General features: G+C 42.0%; 8 protein-coding genes. 3 read left to right on the top strand and 5 right to left on the bottom strand.

The window, feature by feature from the left end:
- Positions 1–221: 221 nt before the first annotated feature.
- A complete protein-coding gene (locus ACMAZF_RS06190; protein WP_435277192.1) occupies positions 222–872 on the bottom strand; it encodes an MBL fold metallo-hydrolase in 651 nt (216 codons plus the stop codon).
- A gap of 104 nt (positions 873–976) precedes the next feature.
- Here ACMAZF_RS06190 and ACMAZF_RS06185 point away from each other — a divergent pair, with 104 nt between their 5' ends.
- Positions 977–2,695 (top strand): BamA/TamA family outer membrane protein, encoded by a 1,719-nt coding sequence (locus tag ACMAZF_RS06185; RefSeq protein ID WP_435277191.1) that lies wholly within the window; start codon positions 977–979, stop codon positions 2,693–2,695.
- 56 nt (positions 2,696–2,751) lie between these two features.
- Positions 2,752–3,519, top strand: coding sequence for a 4'-phosphopantetheinyl transferase family protein (locus tag ACMAZF_RS06180; protein ID WP_435276555.1), 768 nt, complete (start codon positions 2,752–2,754; stop codon positions 3,517–3,519).
- Here the strand turns inward: ACMAZF_RS06180 and ACMAZF_RS06175 are convergent.
- Positions 3,511–3,984 (bottom strand): NYN domain-containing protein, encoded by a 474-nt coding sequence (locus tag ACMAZF_RS06175; RefSeq protein WP_435276554.1) that lies wholly within the window; start codon positions 3,982–3,984, stop codon positions 3,511–3,513. The two genes, ACMAZF_RS06180 and ACMAZF_RS06175, sit on opposite strands and share 9 nt — an antisense overlap.
- A 111-nt stretch (positions 3,985–4,095) precedes the next feature.
- Here ACMAZF_RS06175 and dbpA point away from each other — a divergent pair, with 111 nt between their 5' ends.
- On the top strand, positions 4,096–5,481 hold the full coding sequence (dbpA, locus tag ACMAZF_RS06170) for an ATP-dependent RNA helicase DbpA (protein WP_435276553.1): 1,386 nt from the start codon (positions 4,096–4,098) through the stop codon (positions 5,479–5,481).
- Between the two features lie 102 nt (positions 5,482–5,583).
- Here the strand turns inward: dbpA and ACMAZF_RS06165 are convergent, their stop codons facing one another.
- The 3 genes from ACMAZF_RS06165 to ACMAZF_RS06155 all read right to left on the bottom strand — a co-directional run bounded on the left by ACMAZF_RS06165 (position 5,584) and on the right by ACMAZF_RS06155 (position 11,746).
- Positions 5,584–7,218, bottom strand: coding sequence for an IS1634 family transposase (locus tag ACMAZF_RS06165; RefSeq protein WP_435275961.1), 1,635 nt, complete (start codon positions 7,216–7,218; stop codon positions 5,584–5,586).
- A 354-nt stretch (positions 7,219–7,572) separates the two neighbouring features.
- Positions 7,573–10,623 (bottom strand): efflux RND transporter permease subunit, encoded by a 3,051-nt coding sequence (locus ACMAZF_RS06160; RefSeq protein WP_435276552.1) that lies wholly within the window; start codon positions 10,621–10,623, stop codon positions 7,573–7,575.
- A gap of 43 nt (positions 10,624–10,666) precedes the next feature.
- On the bottom strand, positions 10,667–11,746 hold the full coding sequence (locus ACMAZF_RS06155) for an efflux RND transporter periplasmic adaptor subunit (protein ID WP_435276551.1): 1,080 nt from the start codon (positions 11,744–11,746) through the stop codon (positions 10,667–10,669).
- Between the last annotated feature and the right edge of the window lie 34 nt (positions 11,747–11,780).

Genomic DNA, 11,780 nt, shown 5'->3' with positions numbered 1-11,780 from the left:
AACTCGATAAAGCGGTATATTTTTGCGACATAACCTCGAGCAAATAACATCTATACCCATAATCGTTGGATATGCTGGAATTTATAGCAAGAATAAAAACTAAGCTGCAAGGCGCGTGAATGAATAATAGCTTGCTATTGCGATTGAGCGCAACGCAGCAGGTTGTATTTTTAGACCGCCTATAAAACCTGCATTTTCATTGGTTATGGGTATAAATACAACTACCCTCTTCCAGTCACCCTATCACCAACCAATGGGTTTGAGGCGCGCTCTTTACCGAACGTAGAGTTGGGGCCATGGCCACAAATAAACTCTACATCGTTGCCCAGTGGCCACAATTTATCGCAAATTGAATCAACTAACTGGTGATGATTTCCTTGAGGAAAATCGGTACGACCGATAGAGCCAGAAAAAATCACATCGCCAACCCAAGCTTTGTGGCTTGCTTGATGATAAAAAACCACATGACCCGGTGTATGACCCGGACAATGAACGACCTGCAATGTTTCATTGCCGACAGTCACTTCGTCACCATCATTAAGCCATTGTGTTGGCGTAAAATTATTTGGCGTTACAAATCCAAACATTTGCGCTTGTTGCGCTAAATTATCTATCCAAAACGCATCTGCTTCATGAGGTCCAATAATAGGAACACCATAGGCTGCCGCAGTATCACAGGTTGCGCCAACATGATCTAAGTGACCGTGTGTTAACAAAATCTTTGTTACATTAAGTTGCTGCTCATTAATAAAAGCAACTAGCTTGTCAATATCACCACCGGGATCGACAATTGCAGCCTCTTTAGTTTGATTACACCACAAAATACTGCAATTTTGGGCAAAGGAAGTAACGGGTATAACATAATGCTGCAACATAAAATTCTCGAACACTTATCAACAAATTCAGTGCATTATCCGTCGATTAAATATAGATTACTAGTTTCCATCTTCACTCATTTGGCCTATTCTTTAAGTAAATCAATTACAAATTTGACAAGGAGTCTGTCATTTATCGATTTCTGGCTTTATTTTTCATTAGCAGTGTACCGCTTATAAAAGTACAAGCGGCTGAGTCCGTTGCGCCTCAATGTCAATGGACTTCCACCCAGCCATTACCAAGCAGTGAGTTTGAAGCACCGTCAGTAGATTTCGACAAACTTCTCACCGACTATCACATCGGAAAAATCTCCTATACCCGTTACAATGTTTTTAGCGACGATGACTCAGTATCCCTCAATTGGCTTTATCAATGGCTCAACAGCATCCATACCATCACCCAAGAACAAGTGATTTTACAGGAGCTATCATTTAAGCAGTCTGAGAAATTTAATCCCGTAAAAGTGCGAGAATCCGAGCGCTTACTGCGTCAACAAAAGTTCATCTTTGATGCACGTATTCAACCGACAAAACTTTGTGACGACAAAGTCGATTTACACATCACCACCCGTGACACTTGGTCGATAACGCCAGCATTTAGCGTTTCTCATAATGGCGATGAAACCAAGACCCGCGCATCCATCACTGAATCTAACTTTTTAGGCACCGGAAAACTAATCTCTATTTCCCAAGCGCGCGACGATCAACGGACAGAATTTACCCTAAGATATAAAGATCCCAATGTCGGCGGTACTCACCTAACAAGTGAATTTGAAATCAGTGACAACAGTGACGGAAAACGTCACTACGTTGCCGTCAACAAACCTTTTTATTCTTTTGAAAGTCGCCAAAGCTACGGCGGCTCATACCTCAATGAAACCCGTGAAGAACCGCTTTATATCAACAAAGATAAACTGACCGATATTCGTCATCGACTCAATCACTACCAAGTTTTCTTTGGTCATTCAGACGGGTATCACCTCGATCGAACAACTCGCTTACGTTATGGCTTAAGTTTTATTGAAGATACGTTTTGGTCAATCGATGACACCATTGAATTAAACCCACTGAATTCGCGCACCAATATTTACCCGTGGATAGAGTTTAATTTACTCGAAGATCATTACACTACGCTCACCAATTTCCACTCAATTAAACGTACTGAAGATATCAATTTAGGACGCAATTTATCAGCAAGCATTGGTTATAGCCCGTCATCATGGAGCGATGACCAGTCGAGATACATCTTCAATATCCGCTCTAAAAGCGCGTTTAAATTTCACAATGAACTTATCACAATCGCTGGTCATCTTGGCGGTTACTACCTTGCTGACAGCAACACCACTAAGAATCTCAGTGGTAATTTAAACGGACAGTATTACCACTTTACGACGCCTGATCGGGTATTTTTCGTCGGTGCTAATTACAATCTGCTTAAAAACCCATACATCGAAAACCAGCTATTTCTTGGTGGCGATACCGGCATGCGCGGTTATCCAGTGCGATTTCAAACTGGCGATAGAAATGCAGTGATTAAGATCGAACAGCGTTACTATACCGACCAATATTGGTGGAAACTGATTCGAGTTGCAACCGCTGCCTTTGTCGATGTAGGTCGTAGTTGGGGTCAACAAAGCCCCCAGCCTCACACCCAATTTAAACAAACACCATGGTTAGCTAATATTGGCATTGGTTTGCGTTTAACTCCGAGCCGTGCCGATGCCAACCATGTTATTCATATTGATTTAGCTGCGCCAATGACCGAGCGAGAAGAAGCCGACAGCGTACGCTTTATGGTGAGTGTTAAAAATTCTTTTTAAGATTATTGGTTAATGACGTAAACTAGCACCATTATTGACGAAGACGACCCGAGCACGTGCCCAAACAACAACCATCTCACATCGATATTTTCTTGGTTCAACCTCATTATTTAACCGCCAAGGTGTTAAATGATTTTCAGCAGTTAATTAGCCCCCAAGAGCAAGAAACTATTGATAGAAAGCGCACTGACGATGCCAAGCGAGATGCATTGGTGACCCGTGGATTAGTGAGAACAGTACTGTCTCGCTATAGCGACATTTCACCTAGCCAATGGCAATTTGATAAAGGCTGGAACGGCAAGCCGTTTATTGCAAATAGCAATGAAAGTAAATCGGCGGAGAGTCTTGAGTTTAATTTATCTCATGCTCATCACCTCATTGCATTAGCGGTGACCCGAGGCAATGTTATTGGCATTGATGTTGAGTACACCAAACGCAAAAGTGATACTAAAAAATTAGCCCCTCGCTATTTTAGCGCCAGTGAAGTTGAGGCGTTACAATCGTTACCACCACAAGAGCAACAAACTGGCTTTTATGATTATTGGACGTTAAAAGAGTCTTACATAAAAGCGTGCGGTGATGGGCTATCTGTACCGCTACATTTATTTAGTTTTGATATTCAAGATCGCGACAATATCTCACTAACTTTTGACGAAAAACGCAAGGACAACAGCGAGCGCTGGCACAACAAACTATTTACCGTCAATGAGCAGCACAAAATGGCAATCACCATTGAAACGCCACCCAGTAAACAGGTTAACGTGGCAATACACCAGCTAACCCCTAGCGGCGAATTTGAGCCCTGTGAATTACCACTAAAGTAAATGGCGTTTTTCGATTGGCGTATATTCATCAGCGGCCTCAATTAGGGCGCCAGCGGTTAAATCTAACACGCCATAAACTTGGCTAGACACTTCATGTGTATTTCGCAGCTCATCTAATAAAATGGCAAAGTCACCATCACCTGATAACAAAATCACTTCATCGACCTCAGGTGCATGTTTTAAAACATCAATCGTAATGCCAACATCCCAATCCCCTTTTGCACTGCCATCGCGGCGCTGAATGAAGGGTTTTAGTTTCACATCAAAACCAATATGGCGCAGCGCACTTTGAAACTTCTGTTGTGATACATCGTCTTTATCAATCGCATACGCATAGGCCGCGACAATGTCGTAGTCCTGCGCAATAGCAAACCAAAACTGGCGATAGTTAAAGGGACGCGAATAGGTATCACGGGTCGTATAATAGATATTTTGTACATCAACAAAAATAGCGACTTTTTTCACAACAAAACCTTAAAATAACAATAGACTGCACACTATACAGTAGATGACTGATATATCACTGCGTTTTGCTATATACTACGCGCCAATTCCATCAAGCCAAAGGCCATCATTGTGCAATCAACTAGCTTTTCTCAATTGCCTCTCAATGCATCACTGCTAGAGAACTTAAAAACGTTGTCATACAACGAAATGACACCTATTCAAGCACAAAGTCTACCGCCAATTTTAGAAGGCAAAGACGTGATTGCACAAGGCAAAACTGGCTCAGGTAAAACAGCAGCGTTTGGGCTGGGTTTGCTACACAATCTTGATGTGAAAAAATTCCGCGTTCAATCACTAATTTTATGTCCAACGCGCGAACTGGCTGACCAAGTTGCCAAAGAAATCCGTAAACTGGCACGTGCTATTCATAACATTAAAGTACTTACGTTATGTGGCGGCACACCGATGGGGCCGCAAATTGGTTCATTAGAGCACGGCGCGCACATTATTGTTGGTACGCCGGGTCGTATTGAAGATCATTTACGAAAAGGTCGCATTGATTTAAAACACCTAAATACCCTAGTGCTTGATGAAGCTGATCGCATGTTAGAAATGGGCTTTGTAGATGCACTAGATTTAATTTTTTCATTATGTCCGCCAAAGCGTCAAAACTTACTATTTTCAGCGACCTTCCCTGATGGCGTTAAACCTATCGCTAAGAAGCTAATGACTGATCCAGTGTCGATTGAAGTAGCGTCAACGCATGATGAAAACACAATCAATCAAACATTCTACAAGGTAGACGACAACCGCCATCGTGCACACGCTGTTCGCCTATTGCTCCAAGACACCCAAAGCGAATCAACGGTTGTGTTTTGTACCACAAAACGTGATGTGCAAGATTTAGCAATGGACTTAAAGGACTTTGGCTTTAGCGTTTTAGCGCTGCACGGTGATTTAGAACAACGGGATCGCGACCAAACTCTGATCCGCTTTGCCAACAAGAGTGCATCAGTACTTGTTGCAACAGACGTTGCTGCTCGTGGTCTTGATATCGACAGTCTTGATACGGTTATTAACTATCACATTTCAAGCGATCCTGAAGTTCACGTACACCGCATCGGACGTAGTGGCCGTGCTGGTGCGAAAGGACAAGCACTTTCATTGTTTGCCGAAAAAGAGTTCAACAAAATTGGTCGTTTAGAAGAGTTTTTAAACATCACGGTTGAGCCAACGCCATTGCCAGACAACAGCGTGTTAGACAAACCATTATTAACACCAGCGATGGCTACCTTACAAATCGACGGCGGTAAAAAGCAAAAAGTACGTGCTGGCGATATCCTAGGCGCACTAACCAGTAAAGGCGGCATCGCAGGCAAAGACGTGGGTAAAATCCAACTTGCCGACAACTGGGCTTACGTTGCCGTTGCAGCAAGCAAAGCACAAACGGCGCTGCGTAAAATTAGTGAAGGTAAACTTAAAGGTCGTAGTTTTAGAGTGCGAAAACTTAAGTAAGGCTCATGTTTTAAGCCACCTGTGTTCATGGGTGGCTTGTTTTTAGCTAATCCTCGCTAACTTGGTGGGTAATACCAATTGCACCACACATTGATCAGACCCCTAGGTCACTTTTTTGATTTTGTATAAGTGCATGGCATGCCCACCAATAAGGTTTACTATCTTTTGCCTGAGTTCGGTCAGGCCATCTAAGTAGGTTTGATCGTAAATATAATCATCACCTTGTTGAAGTAAATTGATGCCATCAAAACACTGAAACACCCAGCGCAATGTGGGGGCGGCCGTTTCTTGATTTATTTGGTTTGGAATTGTCGCTTCAACTTTTTTCATATTCGCTCGCATTCGTCGTTGTGCAATAGAATATACAAGTAATGATAATGTCATTACCATCAACAGAGCATCGATTCTGCTTGGCTTTTTTATAAATAACGAAGAGACAAAAAACAAGGGATCTTTTAAAAATCTAAAGCCTCTTTCAACTTCCGATTGCGCCTTGTAATGTTTTAATATTTCTTCAGGTGAAAGTTCTTCTTCATCAATATTTGTTGCTAGAATGAAGCAAGATTTTTGCTCAACAGCCTGCTTGATTGCGATCGTGTTTTCTTCAATTTCAGCGTTTACTTGCCACTCTATACGCTTAACTTCAGCATCCTTTTTCGGGCGGCCTTTACCTTCATAAACTTTATGCTCTATATATTGAGTGTCGCTTATTTGATGATATTTCAGTTTTTTTCCTATTTTATCCGCTGCTCGTTGCGCATCAGTTTTACAAGCAAAGCGTTGCGCTTGTAGATGAAACAGCTCTTTTTCTACCTTAACTTTTGCTCGTTCAACTTGCCGTGTGATCGTTTTAGCAGCTCGATGATTAGCGGCACTTGAGTAAATCACAATCCATCGCTGCTTGATCCCCATATGCTCGACTTTTTTGACAACATATTGATAGTTAGCATTTATTTTCACCCATTGTTCGTCAGCTATTGATTCTGCGATTAATTCTTTCTCTAGCGCTATCGTTGAAGGAATAAGCGTGAGAAATTTTACCAGAGATAAAAATTCGGCATTAGCCTTATGATAAAGCTTACAGTCGGCCACAAGATATTTAGGCGCTGCGCTTTTTTTGAATTCGCTAACAAGTGCTTTGCTCCTTGCCTTAAAAATAGCGGTATCAGCACTATTGCCATCCCAGTTTTTACAGGCGAGAGGAACGCCACCATCTTGACTGACAATGATTTCTTGTACCACTTGCTTTAAATCAGGGCGGTGAGCTTTACTGTAACCATGAGTGATTTTAATAACATTGTCATCACTGTCTTCATCGTCAAAAGCGTATTCTCCCGTTAAAGAATGGCTGGTTGTATCGAGTGAGTTAAATTTTTTGTCTACACTTTCTAGCTCGCAAGCTTGCTGAGACACCAGTGAAAATAGACTTTCGCAGCCAAAATCAAAACACTGGTCTAGTGTGCGGCCTAATTTGTGACGATTAAAGTGCTCGGCTTTTACACCTTCTCGAAATAAATGCTCAAGCGGTAAGTTAGTAAAAAATTGGGGACTGAGAGATAAAGGACGGTTTGCAAAACCAAGTCCATTCATAATCATGCCTTTAACCGCTTCACCAGGTGTAATTTCTTGCTTTTCATCCTGAGGTAAATATTGATCCAATAAGGGGACTATTTGTAAGTCTTCAATTACACCTGCGACTATGCCGTGATGATCTAACCGTTTGATTTTTAAATTCATATATACCTCAAAGTTGAGGCGGTATTATATCAAATAGCCGAAAAATCAGTAACAAATTATCGGTTAAATTAAATCCAAATTTTTGATTTTGCTCTGATCAATGTCTGATTCAACGCCTTATGCCATCAACAATGTCATTAGATCGTTCGTCGTTGATGTCATAGTCGTGCGGGTAAACACACGCTGGTTAGTGTGATGGCAGTTGGAGACAATAAACTGTATAAGTAATCAGATAATTAATAATCCTTTGTAAATCGCGTGTTTCCGAGTACCTGACACTAATTCTGAACCCAAACAAAAAAGCGCTTATCATCAACAAGCGCTTTTCAATGTCCATATTAATCACATGTGTAATTAAGCAGTTTCTTTATTACTCACTCGCATGAATACTGAATAAAGCACTGGGATTAAAATCAGGGTTAACAAGGTGGCGAACGTTAATCCGAATACCAATACCACCGCCATTGACTGGAAGAACGCGTCAAAGAATAGTGGAATAACGCCAAGTACCGTTGTTAATGTGCCCATCATTACAGGACGAACACGACTGGTAGCTGAGTCAATGATGGCATCGAAACGTGCTTTACCTTGGTCGATTTCAAAGTCCATTTGATCCACCAATACAATGGCGTTTTTAATGAGTAATCCAGACAGTGATAACACACCTAGAATGCCCATGAATTCAAGTGGAATGCCTGTGGTGACTAAGCCAAATACCACGCCGATAAATGAAAGTGGAACCACGAGCCAAATAACGACTGGCTGGCGGATTTTACCAAACAAGATGACAACCACTAACACCATTGCTAATAAGCCAAGAGGAATAGTCGACATTAAATCGTTTGACGACTCAGACGAGTTACCTGCTTCACCATCCCATTTCAGCGTGTAACCATCAGGTAGGACAATGGCTTCAATCTTAGCTTGGATACGTGCTTGTAATACTGATGCAGGCACGCCAGCAACAGGATCACATTGGGCAGTAATAGTAAACACGCGGTCTTCACGTCTAATGATGCTATCGCGCCAAATCGTTCTAAAACCATTAGTCACTTGAGCAATAGGCACTGAACGTCCTGTTGCTGAACTAAGCACCTGAATGTTGTAGATATCGTCAATAGTTGCATTTTGAGAGTCTGGAACGCGTGAAACAATAGGAATTAAATCTTCATTTTCACGATACAAACCAACGGTTTTACCTGAGTAATAATCCGCAAGTGCGTTGGCTAAATCTTGACGAGAAATACCAGCACGGCGACCTTTGGATTCAGAATAAATAGGCTCAATGACACTCACTGGCTGGCGCCAATCATCTTTAACTGACAAGCTTTGGCTATCGCTCGCCATAATGTCTTTCGCTTGATTAGCTAACTGACGTAGAATCTTAGGATCATTGCCTTTAAAGACAGCTTCAATTTTAGAACCACCACCAGGCCCCAATACAAAACGCCATGCTTTGGCTTGTGCCGTTGGGAAACGTTCGGCAACATAGGCTTGAACTTTAGGCAGCATGCCATCGATTTCATGGTAGTCATCAACACGTACTAGCAATTGACCGTATGAACCATTATTTGGCTCACTGCTGTAAGTCAACATGAAACGTAAACCACCGCCGCCAACAAGGCTTTGCACGGCGTTAACACCATCCATTTCACTGACAAACTGTTCAAGCACTTTCATGTCTTGCGCTGTTTTTTCGATTTTAGTGCCTTCAGGTAGCCAGTAATCGACAACCATCTGCGGGCTAGTAGACTGTGGGAAAAACCCTTGCGTCATGTATTTAGCGCCCCATACTGATGCGCCAAAGAGTCCGATTGCGACGAAAATGACTGGCCAGCGATAGTTAAGCACAGCTTTCATGAAGGCTTTATACTTCAACGTCAGTGTGCTCGGCTCATCAACCTGCCCTTCGTCTTCGTTTTGTGGCAATAACCAATAGCAAGCAAGTGGCGTTAAAGTAATTGCAAATACCCAACTAAATAGTAACGAGATCATCACTACCCAGAATAAATCACCTGTGTATTCAGCCGTTTCACCCGGTGCCAAACCAATGGGTGCAAAGGCAATGATACCTACTAGCGTACCGCCCAGTAGCGGCCATTTAGTTTGACTAACAATATCTTTGGCAATTTGAAGCTTTTTAACGCCGTTTTTAAGACCTACTAAAATACCTTCGGTCACCACGATTGCATTATCTACCATCATCCCGAGCGCAATAATAAGTGCGCCTAACGAGATACGGTGCATTGGAATATTAATCATGTTCATGGTGGCGAGTGTTGCACCAATGGTTAACAGTAAAATAAAGCCGATAACGATAGCACTACGAATACCCATGAATAAGAAAATAGTCACGATGACAATAGCCAGTGCCGCTAATACGTTCATCACAAAATTATCAACAGAGGCTTCTACGATACTACCTTGATGGTAATACTCATGAACTTCCATGCCGATTGGACGACGACTCAACGATTCCTGCAATTTAGCATTAACCGCATCGCCCATCACAACAACGTTACCACCAGCAACATTACTGACACCAATAGCGATTGCATCTTGCTTGTTGTAGCGAATTAACTTGCTAGCCGGTGTTTGATAACCACGGTACACGTCAGCAATGTCTTTTAAGTAAGTAATTTTTCCGTCGCTGCTCGTTGATACCAACAAGTTTTTAATCGACTCAATTGAGTCAATGCCGCCCGATGGATCAATGATGAGCCGCTGATCGCCAATAACAACATTGCCAGAAGCAACAACGTCATTTTGTGCGCCTAAAGTCTCATATAACTTGGAAACTGACACACCTAACACCGCAGCAGTATCTCGAGAAATCTCAACAAAAATAGCCTCTTGTTGCTCACCAGTCAGTGCGACTTTAGCAACACCTTTAATTTGCAGTAGCTCTTTTTGCAGCGATTTTGCATATTGGCGCAGTTCAGCAGGCGAATAATCTGGTCCGGTAATAAAATAATACAAGCCGTACACATCACCAAAATCATCATTAACGATGGGAGTTGACGCTTGGCTTGGTAATGAACGCTGTGCATCTTTTACTTTGTTACGGATCTTGGTCCAAATAACCTGCAAATCATCTTTGCTTTTCGAAAATTCGTACTTCACATCGACATTGATTTCAGAGACACCTGCCGATGATTTAGAGCGCACTTCTTTCACTTCTTGAAGTTGTTGTAGTGCGGTTTCTAATGGCTCAGTAACTTCTCGCGCAACCTGTTCAGGGCTGCCACCAGGATACTGTGTAAAGATGACTGCTGTTCGAATCGTAAATTCTGGATCTTCAAAACGTGCCATATTCTGATAAGCCTGCCAGCCACCAGCTAGCGACAACAGAATAATGATGACGCTCAAGATCTGATTTTTAATGGAAAACTCTGCAATATTCATAGCACGCTCTCACAATTGATTAAATAAAATTGAGTTAATGGCATTAGTCTTTCACCCACGCGCGAACTTTAGCCCCTTGTACTAACGAACCAATCCCGGCGGCGACAATAGTCTCCCCTTGAGTTAACCCACTTATTACCTCTAAATTCTTACCAACGCCCGGTTTTACAACGACATCGCGCTTGCTAATTTCCATTGTTTTCTCGTCAACGACCCACACAAAGGTCGCTTCACCGTTTGAACCAATAGCAGTTAACGGTACCGCAATATTTGATGTTTTCTTCGCCTTAGTTGGTGGCTCAAGCCATAATGTCGCGCTCATACCTGGCAGAATATTTAAATCGTTAATGGCATCAAATCCAAATACCACTTCATAGGTTTGTGAATTTAAGTCAGCTTCTAGGTTAAGTTCTTTGAACGTTGCATCAATTTTTAGGTTAGGCGCAGCATCAAGCACAATATAAGCCTGTGGAGCCTGAGACTCTTCTTTTGGCGCACGCAAAATGATGTTTGAAGGAATATTAATTTTTGCTTCTAATTTCGCTAACGACAATAAAGTAACAACGGTTTGCCCTGCTTGAATGGTCTCTTGTGGCTCAATCAAGACATTCGCCACGTTACCAGTAAACGGGGCGCGAAGCGTTGTGTCATCAAGTGCTTTTTGCGCACTTACCAGTTGGGATTGTGTCACTTCAAAATCAGTTTTCTTACTAGCTAATTCACTTTTAGAAATAACTTTGGTGTCCATCAACTGCTTTGCACGTTCATATTCTGCTTGAGAGTTTTCAAACTGCGCTTTTGCAACATTGAGTTTTGATTGATAATCACGCTTATCTAATTGCGCTAACACGTCACCTTGTTTTACTTCATCAGAATCACGTACCGCTAATGTGTCAACTTTACCACTCACTTGAAAGGCCAATTGCGATGACTGACTTACTTCAATAACGGCTGGATAATTTAAAAAGTGACTCGTTTGCGCTTGGCCAATTTTTATCAATTTTGCAGGTCGAATAAGATCTTGTGCATCTGTAGGCGCTTCATTCGCCTTATCTTGGCAACCGCCAATCAATGAGCCTAAGATGATCATCGAAGTAATCATCGTAATTTTGGTCAGTTTCATAGTTCCTCCAAAGGGACTTTTATATAACTCAGTG

It is taken from the genome of Psychrobium sp. nBUS_13, assembly GCF_051201665.1.
GTDB lineage: Bacteria > Pseudomonadota > Gammaproteobacteria > Enterobacterales > Psychrobiaceae > Psychrobium.
The sequence above is the reverse complement of the archived record's forward strand: the minus strand, read 5'-3'. Positions and strand labels throughout refer to the sequence as shown.

Coding starts and splice junctions, on each gene's coding strand:
- ACMAZF_RS06165 (WP_435275961.1), bottom strand. CDS start 7,218: ATGAATTTAAAAATCAAACGGTTAGATCATCACGGCATAGTCGCAGGT.
- ACMAZF_RS06155 (WP_435276551.1), bottom strand. CDS start 11,746: ATGAAACTGACCAAAATTACGATGATTACTTCGATGATCATCTTAGGC.
- ACMAZF_RS06160 (WP_435276552.1), bottom strand. CDS start 10,623: ATGAATATTGCAGAGTTTTCCATTAAAAATCAGATCTTGAGCGTCATC.